This window comes from Vogesella sp. LIG4, assembly GCF_900090205.1.
Taxonomy (GTDB): Bacteria; Pseudomonadota; Gammaproteobacteria; order Burkholderiales; family Chromobacteriaceae; genus Vogesella.
The window spans coordinates 22,055-38,835 of sequence record NZ_LT607802.1; the positions used below are offsets into that span (position 1 = coordinate 22,055).

Annotated in this window: 14 protein-coding genes; 8 read left to right on the top strand and 6 right to left on the bottom strand. The window is 67.0% G+C overall.

All coding sequences use genetic code 11. The features are described from left to right. The first annotated feature begins 126 nt into the window (after positions 1-126). On the top strand, positions 127-2,958 hold the full coding sequence (locus PSELUDRAFT_RS00135; RefSeq protein WP_088964933.1) for an FAD-binding and (Fe-S)-binding domain-containing protein: 2,832 nt from the start codon (positions 127-129) through the stop codon (positions 2,956-2,958). 120 nt (positions 2,959-3,078) lie between these two features. Beyond that, a complete protein-coding gene (locus PSELUDRAFT_RS19105) occupies positions 3,079-4,131 on the top strand; it encodes a GNAT family N-acetyltransferase (RefSeq protein WP_157724972.1) in 1,053 nt (350 codons plus the stop codon). Between the two features lie 9 nt (positions 4,132-4,140). On the opposite strand, the gene PSELUDRAFT_RS00145 is transcribed toward PSELUDRAFT_RS19105, so the two are convergent. From PSELUDRAFT_RS00145 to PSELUDRAFT_RS00155, 3 genes are all read right to left on the bottom strand, one after another. Then, positions 4,141-4,812, bottom strand: coding sequence for a TIGR01621 family pseudouridine synthase (locus tag PSELUDRAFT_RS00145; protein WP_088964934.1), 672 nt, complete (start codon positions 4,810-4,812; stop codon positions 4,141-4,143). A gap of 385 nt (positions 4,813-5,197) precedes the next feature. Then, entirely contained in the window at positions 5,198-5,656 is a 459-nt protein-coding gene (locus PSELUDRAFT_RS00150; RefSeq protein ID WP_157724973.1) for an N-acetyltransferase, read from the bottom strand. A gap of 127 nt (positions 5,657-5,783) precedes the next feature. After that, positions 5,784-6,263 (bottom strand): acyl-CoA thioesterase, encoded by a 480-nt coding sequence (locus PSELUDRAFT_RS00155; RefSeq protein ID WP_088964936.1) that lies wholly within the window; start codon positions 6,261-6,263, stop codon positions 5,784-5,786. 257 nt (positions 6,264-6,520) lie between these two features. Here PSELUDRAFT_RS00155 and PSELUDRAFT_RS00160 point away from each other — a divergent pair, with 257 nt between their 5' ends. The 3 genes from PSELUDRAFT_RS00160 (at position 6,521) to PSELUDRAFT_RS00170 (ending at position 9,677) form a co-directional block, all read left to right on the top strand. After that, positions 6,521-8,284, top strand: a complete 1,764-nt coding sequence (locus tag PSELUDRAFT_RS00160) for an ABC transporter ATP-binding protein (RefSeq protein ID WP_088968329.1) — start codon at positions 6,521-6,523, stop codon at positions 8,282-8,284. Positions 8,285-8,382: 98 nt separating this feature from the next. Beyond that, positions 8,383-8,940, top strand: coding sequence for a putative metalloprotease CJM1_0395 family protein (locus PSELUDRAFT_RS00165; RefSeq protein WP_088964937.1), 558 nt, complete (start codon positions 8,383-8,385; stop codon positions 8,938-8,940). 200 nt (positions 8,941-9,140) lie between these two features. Continuing rightward, positions 9,141-9,677: a hypothetical protein gene (locus tag PSELUDRAFT_RS00170; protein ID WP_088964938.1), complete on the top strand. Its 537-nt coding sequence runs from the start codon at positions 9,141-9,143 to the stop codon at positions 9,675-9,677. 58 nt (positions 9,678-9,735) lie between these two features. On the opposite strand, the gene PSELUDRAFT_RS00175 is transcribed toward PSELUDRAFT_RS00170, so the two are convergent. Continuing rightward, entirely contained in the window at positions 9,736-10,206 is a 471-nt protein-coding gene (locus PSELUDRAFT_RS00175; protein ID WP_088964939.1) for an isoprenylcysteine carboxylmethyltransferase family protein, read from the bottom strand. Between the two features lie 4 nt (positions 10,207-10,210). Continuing rightward, on the bottom strand, positions 10,211-12,541 hold the full coding sequence (locus tag PSELUDRAFT_RS00180) for a heavy metal translocating P-type ATPase (protein ID WP_088964940.1): 2,331 nt from the start codon (positions 12,539-12,541) through the stop codon (positions 10,211-10,213). Between the two features lie 79 nt (positions 12,542-12,620). On the opposite strand from PSELUDRAFT_RS00180, the gene cadR reads away from it, so the two are divergent. The 3 genes from cadR to PSELUDRAFT_RS00195 all read left to right on the top strand — a co-directional run bounded on the left by cadR (position 12,621) and on the right by PSELUDRAFT_RS00195 (position 14,567). Further along, complete coding sequence (cadR, locus tag PSELUDRAFT_RS00185; RefSeq protein WP_088964941.1) at positions 12,621-13,061, top strand: Cd(II)/Pb(II)-responsive transcriptional regulator; 441 nt, start codon at positions 12,621-12,623, stop codon at positions 13,059-13,061. 136 nt (positions 13,062-13,197) lie between these two features. Beyond that, positions 13,198-13,647 carry a hypothetical protein gene (locus tag PSELUDRAFT_RS00190; RefSeq protein WP_088964942.1) on the top strand — a complete coding sequence of 150 codons (450 nt, stop codon included), beginning with the start codon at positions 13,198-13,200 and terminating at the stop codon, positions 13,645-13,647. A gap of 8 nt (positions 13,648-13,655) precedes the next feature. After that, on the top strand, positions 13,656-14,567 hold the full coding sequence (locus PSELUDRAFT_RS00195) for a DUF2145 domain-containing protein (RefSeq protein ID WP_157724974.1): 912 nt from the start codon (positions 13,656-13,658) through the stop codon (positions 14,565-14,567). A gap of 93 nt (positions 14,568-14,660) precedes the next feature. Here the strand turns inward: PSELUDRAFT_RS00195 and ilvD are convergent, their stop codons facing one another. Then, positions 14,661-16,517: a dihydroxy-acid dehydratase gene (gene ilvD, locus PSELUDRAFT_RS00200; RefSeq protein WP_088964944.1), complete on the bottom strand. Its 1,857-nt coding sequence runs from the start codon at positions 16,515-16,517 to the stop codon at positions 14,661-14,663. Positions 16,518-16,781: the final 264 nt, after the last annotated feature.

Below are 16,781 nucleotides of genomic sequence, written 5' to 3' on the forward strand. Positions count from 1 at the left end.
GAATGGCTGACCACCGTCAAGCCAGCGGGCGCTACCCGAGGGCAAACCCCAGATGGGCACGGCGGCGTGATGTGGCACCATGCCGGCAATACAGAGCACAGGCCCGCACGGCCGCCGGAGAGACTCATGCTGCAAGGCGCTTACCGCGAATTCCATCAACGCATCCTGGAGGTGATTCCGGCGCGACGGGTATTCACCGACCCGCTGTCCACCCTGGCCTACGGCACCGATGCCTCCTGTTACCGGCTGACGCCCAAGGTGGTGATCAAGAGCGCAAACGAGGACGAGGTACGCGCCATCCTGCGCGAGGCGGCCAGCCTGCAGCTGCCGGTGACCTTCCGTGCCGCCGGCACTTCGCTGTCCGGCCAGGCGGTGAGCGACTCCATCCTGGTGGTAGCCAGCCACGGCTGGAAGCGGCTGCAGGTGCTGGACGACGGCCGCGCCATCCGCCTGCAACCGGGGGTGATCGGCGCCGAGGCCAATGCCGCGCTGCTGCCCTATGGCCGCAAGATCGGCCCGGACCCGGCCACCATCAACTCGGCCATGATAGGCGGCATCGTCAACAACAACTCCAGCGGCATGTGCTGCGGCACCGCGCAGAACAGCTACCGCACGCTGCAGAGCCTGCGCCTGCTGCTGGCCGACGGCACGCTGCTGGACACCGGCGACGCGGCCAGCGTGGCGGCGTTCCGCGCCAGCCACGCCGGCCTGCTGGCACAGTTGGCCGCATTGCGCGCGCGGGTGCTGGCCGACGACGAACTGGCCGCCAGAATCGCCCGCAAGTACAAGATGAAGAACACCACCGGCTACAGCCTGAACGCGCTGCTGGATTTTGCCGACCCGGTGGACATGCTCGCCCACCTGATGGTGGGCAGCGAGGGCACGCTGGGCTTTGTTGCCGAGGTCACCTACCACACGGTGGAAGAGCAGCTGCACAAGGCGTCGGCACTGGTGTTCTACCCAGATATCAAGGCCGCCTGCGACGCCGTGCAGCTGCTGGCGCAGCACAAGGACGTGGTGTCCTCGGCCGAGCTGCTAGACCGCGCCAGCCTGCGCTCGGTGGAAAACAAGGCCGGCGTGCCGGCCTTCATCCGCGAACTGGGGCCGGACGCCGCCGCCATCCTGATGGAAACCCGCGCCGCCAGCGCCGACAGCCTTGCGGCCAACGTGGCCTTCATCGAACAGCATATCGGCGGCATCGCCACCCAGGGCGGCATCCGCTTCACCAGCGACGCCGCCGAGTACACGCAGTACTGGAACATCCGCAAGGGCATGTTCCCCAGCGTGGGCGCCATGCGCGCGGCGGAAACCACGGTGATCATCGAGGACGTGGCCTTCCCCATCGAGCACCTGGCCGAGGGCACGCTCAAGCTGCAGGCGCTGTGCCACCAGTTCGGCTACGTTGAAGCCATCATTTTCGGCCACGCGCTGGAAGGCAACCTGCACTTCGTGTTCACCCCCAACTTCAGCGGGCCGCAGGAGATCGCCCGCTACGAAGCCTTTATCGATGCGGTATGCCGGCTGGTGGCGGTGGAGTACGAAGGCGCGCTGAAGGCCGAGCACGGCACCGGCCGCAATATGGCGCCGTTCGTGGAGCTGGAATGGGGCGCCACCGCCTTCCGCCTGATGCAGGAGATCAAGGCACTATTCGACCCGGCCGGCCTGCTCAACCCGGACGTGATCATCACCCGTGACAAACAACTGCACATCCGCGACCTGAAGCCGATTCCCGCCGCCAATGCGCTGATCGACAAATGCATCGAATGCGGCTTCTGCGAGGTGATGTGCCCCAGCCGCGCCATCACCCTTACCCCGCGCCAGCGCATCGTCGCCAACCGCGCCATGGCGCAGCTGGAAAAACAGGGCGAGCACGAGCAACTGGCCGAGATGCGCAGCGCCTACCAGTACGCCGGCGATGAAACCTGCACCACCTGCGGCCTGTGCGAAACCGCCTGCCCGGTAGGCATCAACACCGGCAGCCTCACCAGCCTGCTGCGCGAGGCCAGCCTCGGCGATATCGGCTGGGCCAGCGCCAACACCCTGGCCAGCAACTTTGCCACCGCCAGCAGCGGCGCCCGGCTGGGGCTGAAGGCGCTGGACACCCTGCACGCGATAGCCGGCGACACCGCCACCGGCGCCATCATGCGCGGCCTGCGCAAGGTGGTTGGCCGCAAGATTCCCTACTGGACGCCTTACTTCCCGCGTGCCGCCGGCAAGCTGCAACTGGCCGCCGGCCAGGCGCACAGCCAGCGCCAGGTGGTGTACCTGCCATCCTGCCTCACCCGCACCTTCGCCCCGGCGGCCAATATGCCGGACACCCGGCCGCTGAACGAGGTGGTGGCCTCGGTGCTGGGCAAGGCCGGCTACCGGCTGATCTACCCGGACAATCTGGCCAATCTGTGCTGCGGCACGCCGTTCAAATCCAAAGGTGCCGCCGATGCCGCGCGGCAGAAGGTGAACGAGGTGGAAACCGCGCTGCTGGCCGCCACGGAAAACGGCCGCTGGCCGGTGATCATCGACAACGGCGTGTGCACCGCCGCGCTGCTGGACGGCATCAGCGACCCGCGGCTGCGCATCCTCGACGTGACCAGCTTCGTGCAGGAAGAAGCCGCGCAGTACCTGCAGTTCAGCCCGCAGGACGCAACCGTGGCGCTGCACGTGGTGTGCTCGATGAAGAAAAAGGGCCAGAGCGCCAGCCTCAACGCACTGGCGCGGCGCTGCGCCAGCAAGGTAATCGAGCCCGCCGGCATTACCTGCTGCGGCTTTGCCGGCGACAAGGGCTTCACCCACCCGGAGCTGAACGAGAGCGCGCTCAGCGGCCTGGCCGGGCAGGTAGCCGGCTGCTGTGGCGGCTTCTCCACCAGCGCCACCTGCGAGATCGGCCTGTCCAGCCACAGCGGCATCCCCTACCAGCACCTGATGGTGCTGGTGGACAAGGCCTGCCAGCCGCGGCGCTGAAGCACAACTGCCCGGGCATGTTGGCCGCACGGGCAGTTGCCGGCGCAGCGATGCGCATGGCATGGTTGGTGTTTCGGGTGCGGCCAACCGTTGCCGCCCCGGCCATGCCGAAAGCCCCCCATGAACTACCACATCCGCAGACTCGCCCCCGGCGATGCCGCCGCCCTGCACCGCCTGCGCACCAGCCCCGGCGTGGTGCGCAACACCCTGCAACAGCCGTTCCAGTCGCTGGCCAGCGTGCAGCAGCTGCTGGACAACTTTCCGCCGCACATCCACGCGCTGGTGGCCTGCACGCCGGATGGCGAACTGGTGGGCTGCGGCGGCCTGCACCTGGTGGAGCGCCTGCGGCGCCGGCATGTCGCCACCTTCTTCCTGATGGTGCGCGACGACTGGCAGGGCAAGGGGGTAGGCAGCGCGCTGCTGCGCGCGGTGCTGGACTACGCCGACAACTGGCTGGATCTCAAGCGCATCGAGCTGGATGCGGTGCACGACAACCACGGCGCCATCGCGCTGTACCAGCGTTACGGCTTCGAGCACGAAGGCGTGGCGCGCGGCTTCAATCTGCGCGAAGGCATATACGAGGATGCGGTGCTGATGGCGCGGCTGCGCTTTCGCCCCGGCGAGCATGCGGCCAACGTCGATGCGCCAGCCGGCAGCACACTGCGCCAGGTCGCGCCGCGCCAGCCGTTCAGCCTGCGCCATAGCGAGCCGGGCGACGCCGCCGGCGTGGCGGCGCTGATGGCGCACGACAGTACCCAGGCCAATACCCTGCAACTGCCCTATCCCGACCAGCGCTTCTGGCAGCAGCGGCTGAGCGCAGGCCGGCTCGGCCTGGTGGCGGTGGACAGCACCGGCAACATCATCGGCAATGCCGGCATCTGGCAGCCCGGCGACAACCCGCGGCTGGCGCACATCGCCGAGCTGGGCATCACCGTGCATCCGGCACAGCACGGCCAGGGCGTGGGCAGCGCGCTATTGCAGGCGCTGCTGCAACAGGTAGGCGACTACCTGCCCTACCGCCGGCTGCAGCTGACGGTGTACAGCGACAACGCGCCGGCGATTGCGCTGTATGAAAAATACGGCTTCGTGCGCGAGGCCACGTTGCGCGGCGATGGCTTGCGCCATGGCGGCTACCACGACTGCCTGCTGATGGCGCGGGCAGTAAAGCTGTAACAGTCGACGCTACAGCACCGGCCACGGCAGCGCCGCCGGCGGGTTGGCCGCAAGGTAGTCGGCCAGCTGCGCTTGCGGCCAACATTCGCCGTGCGCGGGCGGGCTGCTGAAGCAGAACGACTCGCCATCCAGCGCAAAACTCAGCGCGTAGGCGTGCAGATAGGTGCGGTCGGCAGCGCTGCCGCCGTACAGCGCATCGCCAAGAATCGGCGCGCCCAGCGACTTCATCGCCACCCGCAGCTGGTGGGTCTTGCCGCTGCGCGGGCGCAGCACGAACAGCCGCCGCCCCGGCGCCAGCGAGTGGCTGAAGAACTGGGTAACCGCCGGGTTGGCCTGGCTCTGGCACAGGCGCCAGGCGCCGCCACGGCCCTTTTCCATATCGCCCTTGATCAACCCCTGCTTGCGGTTCGGCCTGGCATCGGACAGCGCCAGGTAGTACTTCTGCACCTCGCGCCCGGCAAAAGCCGCGCCCAGCGCGGCGGCCACGGCCTGGCTGCGCGCCACCACCAGCAAACCGGAGGTGACCTTGTCCAGCCGGTGCACCGGCCACAGCGCCGCGTCCTGCAGGCCATCGCGCAGGATGTCCAGCACGCCGGGCGCATCGTCTTCACGGTGAAAGCCCACGCCCGGCGCCTTGGCGATCACGTAGAAGCGGGGGTCGGTGGCGACGAGTTGGAACATGGGGTAATAGTATTTACTTTTAAGAAATCACAACCGGTGTTCTGGCGCTAGAACAGTAACGACTTGCCCTGAACCCGTTGGCGCGAGCCGGGCAAAATGGTGCGCCCCAGGTTTTAAGACGCCGATCTGTCTGAGTCCCGAGCCGTTAGCGAGGGACGAGTTCGGCGGCGCCTGGGGGGTGCCTTTTTGCACGGGGTTTCGAGCAGCCCCGGGGAGCCGGGGATTGTTATAGGGGGCCGCGGTGGCCCCCTTAACCTGTCCGCCGGGCGGAACCGGCACCAAAATCATCATCCGCAGAGCGGATACAAAACCAAACGCGGTAAACGTTGGGCTTCGCTACGCTCAACCCAAGCTACGAGGTCGGCATTGTCACCATAGAGCGGCCTCAGGGCAAGTGCTCCGGCCAGCACTCGCGCCACTCCAGCTGCAGGTGGTGCAGCTCGGCCTCGCGCAGGCGGTAGCCCAGCTCGGCATAGAAAGCGCGCACCGCCTTGTCGTGGCGGAAGCAGCTGAGGGTGACCTGCTGCCCCGGCCGGCACAGCGCATGCACCGCCGCCATCGCCTGCCGCCCCACGCCCTGGCGGCGGCATTCGGCCAGCACCACGATCAGGTGCAGGTGCAGGCCGTGCGGCTCGCGGGTAAGGCTCAGCAAGGCCTGGTGCTGGCCGTGGCGGCGGAACCAGAACAGGGTGCCGCGGGCGAAGCATTCGGCAAACCGCTGCCGCTGCTCTGCTTCGTCCCAGTCGGCCACCTGCCCCACCACCCGCTGCATACCGTCGCGGTATACCGCGTAGGCGGCGGCTTTGTCCTGCTCCGGTACCGGAAACAGCATGGGTTTGCTCACGGTCCGCTGCGCAAAGGCGATACGGCGTTGAAAACGCCTTCGAAATGCTCATTTACCATGTGTAAATTCCGCTTTCCCAGTCATTTTCGCCTTGCCTCGCACAAGTTCGCGGGATCGTGGCCTGTTCTCAGCCCAGCGCTTCTTCCATCTTGCGCGCCGCCAGCCGCATCTGCTTGCGGATCTCGGCCTCGCGAAAGCGCTTCTTGTGGCTTTCGGTATCCAGCGACAGCGGCGGCACCGCCACTGCCTGGCCGTTGTCGTAGGCCACCATGGTGAAGTAGCAGCTGTTGGTGTGGCGCACGCTGCGCTGCTGGATATTCTCCGCCACCACCTTGATGCCGACTTCCATCGAGGTGCGGCCAACGTGGTTGACGCTGGCGTAGAAGGTAACCATTTCACCAACGTGGATCGGCTGCTTGAACAGCACCTGGTCCACCGACAGCGTTACCACGTAGCAGCCGGCGTAGCGGCTGGCACAGGCGTAGGCCACCTGGTCCAGCAGCTTCAGCAGCACGCCGCCGTGCACGTTGCCGGAGAAGTTGGCCATGTCCGGCGTCATCAGTACCGACATGCTCAGCTCGCGCTGATTCATGCTTTGTTCGCTCATATCCTGCCCTGTCCTTTCTGTTGGGTACCTCGAAATACCCCAGCTTTCGTTGCGATACTGCGTTGCTCACGAAAAATCCCTTCTTGCATATCAGCCATATGCGGCGTCGGGGTTTTTCGTTCGCGCCTTGTCTCGCTTGGAAATCCGGGTTTTTCGAGGCACCCGGTTATATCGCGGCGCCGTGGCCGCCTTACCCGCTATGTTATCGATGACAGCCGCGTACAATGGCGCACTCCACACCACTGCCCGCCGCCATCATGTCTTCTTCCCTGTCACGACTGTTCCAGTATGCCCGCCACTACCGGCGGGACGCCTATCTTGCCAGCCTGTTTTCGGTGTGCAACAAGTTTTTCGATGTGCTGCCCGAGGTGCTGATCGGCGTGGCGGTGGATGTGGTGGTGAGCAAGCAGGCTTCCTTCCTGGCCCGCCTCGGCATCAGCGACACTTTTCATCAGCTGTTGTGGCTGGGTTTGCTCACCGCGCTGATCTGGGGTGGCGAGTCGCTGTTCGAATACCTGTACCAGCTGCGCTGGCGCAATCTGGCGCAGAACCTGCAGCACGATCTGCGGCTGGATGCCTACCGCCACGTGCAGAAACTGCCACTGGCCTATTTCGAGAATAGGAGTACCGGCAATCTGATGTCCATCCTGAACGACGACATCAACCAGATGGAGCGCTTTCTCAACGGCGGCGCCAACAGCATCATCCAGGTGCTGTGCTCCAGTGTGCTGGTGAGCGGGGTGTTCTTCTACCTGGCGCCCAAGCTGGCGGTGATCGCGCTGTTCCCGGTGCCGCTGATCCTGTTCGGCACCTTCTGGTTCCAGCGCCGCATCGCGCCGCGCTATGCCGCGGTGCGCGAGGCTGCCGGCGTGGTGAACGGCCGGCTGAACAACAACCTGCTGGGCATTGCCACCATCAAGGCGTTTACCGCCGAGGAGTTCGAGGCCAGCCATATCCACGAGGCCAGTGCGCGCTACCGTGCGGCCAACGCCAGTGCCATCCGGCTGTCCTCGGCCATCATTCCGGTGATCCGCATGGCGATCCTGGCCGGCTTCGTGGTGACGCTGGTTTACGGCGGCTACCTGGCGCTCTCCGGCGCCATCGGCGTGGGCAGTTATTCGGTACTGGTGTACCTGACGCAGCGCCTGCTGTGGCCGCTTACCGGCCTGGCCGACATCGCCGACCTGTACCAGCGCTCGATGACGGCCATCGACCGCGTGCTGGGCGTGCTGGCCACGCCGCTGGCCATCGACTACCACGGCAAGGCGCTGCCGGCGGCGCAGGTAGCCGGCGAACTGGCGTTCAACAAGCTGTCCTTCGGCTACGGTGCGCAGCAGGTGCTGCATGATGTTTCGCTGCAGGTGCCGTCCGGCCGTACCGTGGCCTTCGTCGGTGCCACCGGCTCCGGCAAGAGCACGCTGATCAAGCTGCTGCTGCGCTTTTACGAGTCGCCGTACGGCAGCATCACGCTGGATGGCCAGGATATCCGCCAGCTGGCGCTGGCCGACCTGCGCCGCGCCATCGGCTATGTCAGCCAGGATGTGTTCCTGACCGACGGCACGGTGGCGGCCAATATCGCCTACGGCGTGCCGCATGCCAGCCGCGAACAGATCATCGCCGCCGCCCGTGCCGCCGAGGCCGACGAGTTCATTACCCGCCTGCCGCAGGGCTACGATACCCCGGTGGGCGAGCGCGGCCAGAAGCTGTCCGGCGGTCAGCGCCAGCGGCTGGCGCTGGCGCGCGCCATCCTGAAAAACCCGAAGATACTGGTGCTGGACGAGGCCACCAGCGCGGTGGACAACGAAACCGAGGCGGCGATCCAGCGTTCGCTGGAGGTGGTGTCGCAGGGTCGCACCACGCTGGTGATCGCCCACCGCCTGTCCACCGTGCGCCACGCCGACTGCATCTACGTGCTGGAACATGGCCGCGTGATGGAAGCCGGCACCCACACGCAACTGCTGGCAGCCGACGGCGGTTACGCCGCGTTGTGGCGGCTGCAGACCGGCGAGCGCAGCCACTAGCGCCAGGGTTGGCCGCAACACCAGGGGCGGGCCCGCCCTTGGTGTTGCCACGCAGGATGGCTATAACGGAATCAGCCCGCATAAGTGGCTGATTCATCATGAATATTTCCGGCATTTCCTCCTACGGAGCCTATGGCACTGCGCTGCGCAGCAGTGAGGGAGATCTGTCGACCATTGCCGACAGCTCGCCAGGCTACAGCGCCAGCGTCAGCCTGAACGGCAAGCTCAGCGACGCGGACAAAACCCTGGTGCGCGAGCTGCAGCAGCGCGACCGCACCGTACGCACCCACGAGCAGGCCCACCTGGCCGCCGCCAGCGGCATCAGCGTCAGCGGCCCCAGCTACGACTTCCAGACCGGCCCGGATGGCCAGCGCTACGCCATCGGCGGCAGCGTCGACATCGACGTCTCGCCGGCACGCACGCCGCAGGAAACCGTCGAAAAAGCCCGCACCATCCAGCGCGCCGCGCTGGCCCCAGCCGAGCCTTCCGGCCCCGACATGGCCGTAGCCGCCCGCGCCCGGCAGATGGAGCTGCAGGCGCTGGCAGAAGAAGCCCAGCAACAGCAGCAGCAAGGCAAGGTCGACCAGACCTACCAGCAAGCCTCCGCCACACCCGCGCCCAACACGCTGGGCAACGCCATCGATACCCGGGCCTGAGCCCCGGCCAGCCACAACACCGCGCCACAAGCACCCGCCATCGATGCTGACACTGATCAAGCATCCATCTTAAATGTTTCAAGTGCCTGGTTTATAATGCCACCATATTCCATTGCGCTAGCCCTGCTGCGCGACTGGCCAGGCCAGCCGGCGCCATGATGTCCCCAGGCCACACGCGGCCGTCACGAGAGAACCACGACATGAAGAAAGCATTCGCCACCGCGGCACTGATCGGCAGCCTGTTTGCCGCCAATGCCCAGGCCATCGGTATCACCTACGACCTGGTTAACGACGGTGTGAAGCACAACACCAATGCTTACGCCGGCATCAACATCGAGCTGGGCAACAAGATGGTGCCGACCCTGGTGCTGGGCGTGTTCGACACCCGAGTCAAACCGAACGGCAATACCGAAGGCGGCAACCTGTCGCTGCAGGTCAACGTGCTGGGCGGCGTGAGCCTGGGCAAGCTGAAGTTGAGCTACCTGAACGGCAAGAACGACCTGCAGGGTGAAATCGGCGGTGGCTACGACCTGTCCAAGCATGCACCGTTTGCCAGCCTGGGCATCAACGTCCCGTACGGCAGCGTCGGCGTAGACGGCTTCTCGCTACACGATCTGGCCCCGTCGCTGACCATCCATTCCCAGGATGAATTCAAGCGACCGGACACACGTTGCCAGCGCGTTGCCGGCATCAGCGGCCAGTATTTCGATGCGCAGTGCACACAAGGTTTGATTTAAACCTGGAACCAAACACCACGCCGGGCCTACGCCCGGCGTTTTTCATGGCGGCACAGCCCTACAGCCAGCGCCGCACCCGGCGGCAGTAGGCCAGGTAATCGTCGCCAAAGCGTGCGGCCAACGCCCGCTCCTCCGGCCGGATCTGGAAGCGGTCTATCCACAGCCCGAACAGCAGCGGCCCGGCCAGCGTCACCCAGTCGCCCAGCCACAGCGCCCAGCCCAGCAGCAGGCACAGCATGCCCAGGTACATCGGGTTGCGGCTGAGACGGTAGAAGCCTTCCAGCACCAGCGTGCTGCTGTTCTGCGGCCTGAGCGGGTTCACCGTGGTGTGGCGGCGGATGAAGCTCAGCACCGCGCTGCCATCCAGCAGCAGCGCCAGCAGCAGCAACGGCCACAGCAGCCAGTGCGCCACCCGCAATACTCCCGGCGGCAAGGCACCCAGCGGCGCATGGCGCTGCAAAGCAAGCATCAACACGGCACACAACAGCCCCACCAGCGGCGGCGGCACCCGGCATTCCAGCCAGCGCATAGATTTACTCCTTGATCGGCCGCGCCAGGCGCAGGCCGTTGAAGATCACCAGCAGGCTCGCCCCCACATCGGCGAACACCGCCATCCACAGGCTGGCCACCCCGGCCAGCGCCAGTACGAAAAACACCAGCTTGATCGCCAGCGCCAGCACGATGTTGGCACGCAGCAGCGCCATGCTGCGACGGGCGTGGGCGAACAGTTGCGGCAGCTTGTCCAGCCGGTCTTCCATCAGCGCCACCTGCGCGGTTTCCAGCGCCACGTCGCTGCCGGCGGCGCCCATGGCGATGCCCAGCTCCGCCTGCGCCATCGCCGGCGCGTCGTTGACGCCGTCGCCCACCATCGCCACCGCGCCATGCCGGCCCAGCGTGCGGATGCTGGCCAGCTTGTCTTCCGGCAGCAGCGCACCGGCGGCATCGGCAATGCCGGCAGCGGCAGCCATGCGCGCCACTTCGGCGGCATGATCGCCGGACAGCACCATCAACCGCATGCCCTGGCGCTGCAGGGCCGCCACCGTTGCCTGCGCTTCCGGGCGCAGACTATCCGCCACCTGCAGCGCGGCCAGCAACTGGCCGTCGCGGCACAGCAGCATGCCGCCACGCTGCGCGTGCTCACCGCCGGCCAGCGCGGCTTCGTTCACGCCCAGCCTTGCGGCCAACCTAGCATTGCCCAGGCCATGGCGCACGCCGCCGATGCTGGCAATCACGCCCTCACCGGCCAGCTCCTGCAACGCTTCGGCTGGCAGCAGCGCAATACCCTGCTTCTGCGCCGCCTGCAGCACCGCGCGCGCCAGCGGGTGGGTGGAGTGCGCCTCCAGGCTGGCGGCCAGCTGCAGCGCGCTGCGCTGATCCAGCGCCGCATCCAGGCAGCGGATGTCGGCCAGTGCCGGCTGGCCGCGCGTCAGCGTGCCGGTTTTATCCAGCGCCACCACCCTCACGCGGGCGGCGGTTTCCAGCGCCGCGCCGCCCTTGATCAGCATGCCGTGACGGGCAGCGGCGGACAGCGCCGACACCAGCGTTACCGGCGTGGCGATCACCAGTGCGCACGGGCAGGCAATCACCAGCAGTACCAGCGCCTGATACAGCGCCTGCTGCCACGGCAGCCAGCCGGCCAGCGGCGCGCCGATGGCGAACAGCACGGCCAGCGCCACCACCAGCGGGGTGTACACCGCGGCGAAACGGTCGATGAAACGCTGGGTGGCGGCCTTGCCGGCCTGCGCGTCGCGCACCCGCTCGATGATGCGTGCCAGCAGGCTGCCATCGGCGCTGGCGGTCACCTGCACCGTGACCAGCCCGGCGCCATTGATGGTGCCGGCAAATACCGTATCGCCCGGCCCCTTGGCCAGCGGCAGGCTTTCGCCGTTGATTGCCGCTTCGTCGAAATCGCTGTGCCCGCTGGCGATGCGCCCGTCCAGCGGCACCCGCTCGCCGGGGCGCACGCGCACCATGCGGCCAACCGTCACGCTGCCGGCCGCCACCTGCTGCCAGCCTTCGCCCTGCTGTACCCAGGCCAGCTCCGGCTTGAGCGCCATCAGCGCGCGCACCGCGGCGCCGGCACGCGCCAGCGACATCGCTTCCAGCCGCTCCGACAGCGCAAACAGGAACAGCACCATTGCTGCCTCCGGCCACTGCCCCAGCAGCATGGCGCCGGCCACTGCCAGGCTCATCAGGAAGTAGATATTGAGGCTGCGGCTTTTCAGCGCGTACCAGCCCTTGCGCGCGGTGCCGTGGCCGCCCAGCAGCATCGATACCGCCGCCAGCGCTACCACCGGCCAGCCGGTTTCCGCCTGGCCGGCAAACACCAGCGCCTCCGCCAGCAGCGCCAGGGCGCCGGAGGCCAGCAGCGGCCAGCGGGCAGGCCGCGCCGGGACGGCAACGTTGGCCGCATCGCGCTGCAGCTCGGCGGCCAGGCCGGTGGTGGCCAGCGCCTGCTGCACGGCGGCCAGGCTGGCGCCCTGCTGATGCACGATCAGCGTGCGTTCGATGTAGTTGAAGTCCAGCTGCAGCACACCAGCCATGCCGTGCAGCGCCTTTTCCACCATGCGCCCCTCGGTGGGGCAATCCATGGCCGGAATCGCCAGCCGCCACGGCAGGCTGCCCGCGGGTGGCGCCGCTGCCGGTATCACGCTGGCGGCCGCGTCGCAGCCGCAGGCATCATGCGTGTGCTCATGCGCAGCGGCAGGCTCGTGCTGGTGGTGATGGTCGTGCTCATGCGCATGGCCGTGTTCATGGCCATGGTGATGCGCATCATCAGGTGCCTGGCCGTGCCGCTGTGGCAGTGGCGATAGCGTTGCGCCGTTCTGGCATGCCCCGTCGTCGTGCTGGCAGCAGTTGCCCATGATTACTCTCCGCAATGATATTGCCCCATTGCAAACCCTGTAGTTACTATAGGGTCAAGCATATTTTCTGGAGACCACGATGCAGATCGGCGAACTGGCAAAAAAGAGCGGCTGCGACGCGGAAACCGTACGCTACTACGAACGCGAGGGCCTGCTGCCAGCCCCGGCGCGCACCGCCAGCGGCTACCGCCGCTACGAGCAGCCGCACCTGGAGCAGCTGGCCTTCATCCGCCACTGCCGCTCGCTGGACATGTCGCTGGCCGACATCCGCCGGCTGCAGGACTACCACCTGCACCCGTCCGCCGCGCCCTGCGACGACATCAACGCGCTGCTGGACGCGCAGATCGGCCGCATCCACCAGCAGATCGCCAGCCTGCAGCGGCTGGAGCAGCAGCTGCTCACCCTGCGTGCGCGCTGCGATGCGCCGCATACCGTGGCCGATTGCGGCATTCTCAAGACGCTGGAAGGCGCCGCCAGCGGCGAAGGCTGCGTCTGCCACGACGCCGACGCGCCGCACTGAACCAGGGCTTGGCCACCCCCGCCCCAGGCTGTATAGTTGCCGCCCTTTGGCCGCATGATCGCGTAAGTCATTAATACATATTAATAATTTTGCGGCATGCGGCCGAATACCGGAAACATTCAACCTGGATTCATCAATGAAGCTGTCCCGCACCTCCCTGCTTGCCATGCTGGCCGTCAGCGGCTGCCTGCTGTTCTCCCCCGCCTCCCGCGCCATCTCGCTGTACTCGCTGTCCGAAAGCGTCAGTGCCAGCGTGGGCAGCATTTCCGACAGCGTGCATGGCTCCTCCAAGGCGCTGCATGTCGCCGCCGGCGACTACAAGGTGGTTGATGTCGCCAGCGCCGACGACAAGCCGGGCCAGGCGCGCCTGACGCTGCAGGCGGCTGGCGATGCGCAGGCCGCGCCGTTCTACCTGTTCGTGCCGCAGGCCGACGCCCGCCAGGCCGCGCTGGCCCGCGGCCAGACCGTTACCGCCAGCCAGCGCGCCTACGGCCTGGACTTCGCCAAGACCGGCGACAGCGCGCCGTTCGCGCTGGTGCTGGATCAGTCCTGGCTGCAGGAGCTGCAACCCAGGGTCGTGTCCTGAGCCGCGACGTGACGCCGCAACTGTTGCGCCGCCTGCTGCTGTTGGCCGCATGGCTGCTGCTGGCGGCCGGCCCGGCGCATGCCGGCTCGCTGCTGTTCTGCGACCGCCCGGCCAGCCAGAGCACGCAGGACAAGGGCCGCCTGCTGCTGTTCGGCGACGCCGTGCGCCAGCTGCTGGCGCAATCCGGCCATGAGGCCGCCATCGTGGCGCGCGCCGGGCTGGACCTGGGGCGCTTCGGCATCCGCTACAGCCATGCCGGCATCAGCCTGAAGCAGAGCCCGAACACGCCGTGGTCGGTGCGTCAGCTGTACTACGCCTGCGACGACGAACAGCCCCACCTCTACGACCAGGGACTGTCCGGCTTCCTGCTCGACAGCCATCAGCAGGCACACGCCTATGTATCGCTGCTGTTGCTGCCGCCACCGGCCGAACAGGCACTGACGGCGGCGGCGCTGGACCGGCAGCAGGCGCTGGCGGTGCTGTCGCCGGACTACAGCGCCAATGCCTATGCCTTTTCCACGCGGTACCAGAACTGCAACCAGTGGCTGGCGGAGCTGCTGGCCAGCGCCTGGGGCCGGCTGCCGGCGGACATGCCGCCGCGCGCGGCGGCGCAGCAGTGGCTGCAGGCGCAGCACTACCAGCCCAGCAATGTGGAAGTGAAATACGGCTTCATGACCTGGGCCGCCAGCCTGCTGCCGCTGCTGCACAACCGCGACCACCCTGCGGCCAACCTGGCGGCGCGCCAGTACCAGGTGAGCCTGCCCGGCGCCATCGACAACTTCGTGCGCCAGCAATGGCCGGGCAGCCAGCGGCTGGAGCTGTGCACCCGCGGCGAGCAACTGGTGATCCACCGCGGCTGGGACAATATCGCCGACGGCTGCGTGCCGGGCGCGCAGGACGAGGTGCGCCAGCTGGGCTGAGGCCATCTCCCGGCAGCAAACAAAAACGGCAGCCCTCGGTTATATGGAGTCGGCTGCCGTTTGTCTGCTTGCGGCCAACGTTGGCCGCAAGGCTTACTTGCGCTCTACCTGCGACACATCGCGCACCGCGCCGGTGTCGGCACTGGTGGTCATGGCGGCGTAGGCGCGCAGCGCCGGGCTTACCACGCGCTCGCGGCCCAGCGGCTTCCACGCGTCGCGGCCACGCGCTTCCATGGCGGCGCGGCGGGCAGCAAGGGTGTCGTCGCTCACCGCCAGATGGATGCGACGGTTGGGGATGTCGATCTCCACGGTGTCGCCCTCTTCCGCCAGGCCGATGGTGCCACCCTCGGCGGCTTCCGGCGAAACGTGGCCGATGGACAGGCCGGAGGTGCCGCCGGAGAAACGGCCGTCGGTGAGCAGCGCGCAAGCCTTGCCCAGGCCCTTGGACTTCAGGTAGCTGGTCGGGTACAGCATTTCCTGCATGCCCGGGCCGCCTTTCGGGCCTTCGTAGCGGATGATCACGATGTCGCCGGCCACTACCTGGTCGGCCAGGATGCTGGCTACCGCGTCGTCCTGGCTTTCGAAGATGCGCGCACGCCCGGTGAACTTGAGGATGGAATCATCCACGCCGGCGGTCTTCACGATACAGCCGCGCTCGGCGATGTTGCCGTACAGCACCGCCAGGCCGCCATCCTGCGAGTAGGCATTGGCCTTGTCGCGGATGCAGCCGTCGGCACGGTCGTTATCCACCGTCGGGTAGCGCATGCTCTGGCTGAAGGCGATGGTGGTAGGCACGCCACCCGGCGCAGCGCGGTAGAAGCGCTGTGCCTCGCTGTCCTCACCGTGGCGCATCACGTCCCAGGCTTCCAGGCCGGCGCCCAGCGTCGGGCTGTGCACGGTGGTCACGTTGCGGTGAATCAGGCCGGCACGGTCCAGCTCGGCCAGGATGGCCACCACGCCGCCGGCGCGGTGCACGTCTTCCATGTGGTACTTCTGCGTGGCCGGCGCCACCTTGGACAGGCAGGGCACGCTGCGCGAGATGCGGTCGATGTCGGTCATCTTGAAATCGACGCCGGCTTCGTTGGCCGCAGCCAGCAGGTGCAGCACTGTGTTGGTGGAGCCGCCCATGGCCACGTCCAGGCTCATGGCGTTCTCGAACGCCTGCTTGGTGGCGATGCTGCGCGGCAGGATGGAGTAGTCCTCCTGCTCGTAGTGGCGCTTGGCCAGCTCCACGATCAGGCGGCCGGCGCGCAGGAACAGCTCCTTGCGGTCGGCGTGGGTGGCCACCAGGCTGCCGTTGCCCGGCAGGCTCAGGCCCAGTGCCTCGGTGAGGCAGTTCATGGAGTTGGCGGTGAACATGCCGGAGCAGGAGCCGCAGGTCGGGCAGGCGGAACGCTCGACGCGGTCCACGTCGGCATCGGACACCGCGCTGTTGGCCGCTTCCACCATGGCATCCACCAGGTCGAGCTTGCGGATGTCGTTGCCCCACTGCACCTTGCCGGCCTCCATCGGGCCGCCGGAAACGAACACCACCGGGATGTTCAGGCGCATGGCAGCCATCAGCATGCCGGGGGTGATCTTGTCGCAGTTGGAGATGCACACCAGCGCGTCGGCACAGTGGGCGTTGACCATGTATTCCACGCTGTCGGCAATCAGGTCGCGGCTGGGCAGGCTGTACAGCATGCCGCCGTGGCCCATGGCGATGCCGTCGTCCACGGCGATGGTGTTGAATTCCTTGGCCACGCCGCCGGCTTTTTCGATCTCGCGCGCCACCAGCTGGCCCATATTGTGCAGATGCACGTGGCCGGGCACGAACTGGGTGAAGCTGTTGGCAATGGCGATGATGGGCTTCTGGAAGTCCTCGTCCTTCATGCCGGTGGCGCGCCACAGCGCGCGGGCGCCCGCCATGTTGCGGCCGGCGGTAGAGGTCTTGGAACGGTACTGGGGCATGGTGAATCCTTAATGTCTCTGAATCTTTGTCCCGCGGCCAATCCGGGCCGCAGCTTGCCTAAACTGTTTGATGCATCCGTGTGCCGGCTTCTGTCGAGCCGCTGGCAGGAACTTCCGGGTGGTGGAAGTTTCTGTACTGCAACAGGCTGTCGGGGTAGCGACGCCATGCTGCCGGACGCTTTACGGGCTCCCCGATAAACACCCGCCTTCCTTGCGATACTGCCTTGCTCGCGAAAACGCTTCCTTGCATATCAAGCATATGCG

Bases quoted from the DNA above. Each gene is read 5' to 3' on its own strand.
- PSELUDRAFT_RS00135 (WP_088964933.1), top strand. From the start codon at position 127: ATGCTGCAAGGCGCTTACCGCGAATTCCATCAACGCATCCTGGAGGTG.
- PSELUDRAFT_RS19105 (WP_157724972.1), top strand. From the start codon at position 3,079: ATGAACTACCACATCCGCAGACTCGCCCCCGGCGATGCCGCCGCCCTG.
- PSELUDRAFT_RS00145 (WP_088964934.1), bottom strand. From the start codon at position 4,812: ATGTTCCAACTCGTCGCCACCGACCCCCGCTTCTACGTGATCGCCAAG.
- PSELUDRAFT_RS00155 (WP_088964936.1), bottom strand. From the start codon at position 6,263: ATGAGCGAACAAAGCATGAATCAGCGCGAGCTGAGCATGTCGGTACTG.
- PSELUDRAFT_RS00160 (WP_088968329.1), top strand. From the start codon at position 6,521: ATGTCTTCTTCCCTGTCACGACTGTTCCAGTATGCCCGCCACTACCGG.
- PSELUDRAFT_RS00165 (WP_088964937.1), top strand. From the start codon at position 8,383: ATGAATATTTCCGGCATTTCCTCCTACGGAGCCTATGGCACTGCGCTG.
- PSELUDRAFT_RS00170 (WP_088964938.1), top strand. From the start codon at position 9,141: ATGAAGAAAGCATTCGCCACCGCGGCACTGATCGGCAGCCTGTTTGCC.
- PSELUDRAFT_RS00175 (WP_088964939.1), bottom strand. From the start codon at position 10,206: ATGCGCTGGCTGGAATGCCGGGTGCCGCCGCCGCTGGTGGGGCTGTTG.
- PSELUDRAFT_RS00180 (WP_088964940.1), bottom strand. From the start codon at position 12,541: ATGGGCAACTGCTGCCAGCACGACGACGGGGCATGCCAGAACGGCGCA.
- cadR (WP_088964941.1), top strand. From the start codon at position 12,621: ATGCAGATCGGCGAACTGGCAAAAAAGAGCGGCTGCGACGCGGAAACC.
- PSELUDRAFT_RS00190 (WP_088964942.1), top strand. From the start codon at position 13,198: ATGAAGCTGTCCCGCACCTCCCTGCTTGCCATGCTGGCCGTCAGCGGC.
- ilvD (WP_088964944.1), bottom strand. From the start codon at position 16,517: ATGCCCCAGTACCGTTCCAAGACCTCTACCGCCGGCCGCAACATGGCG.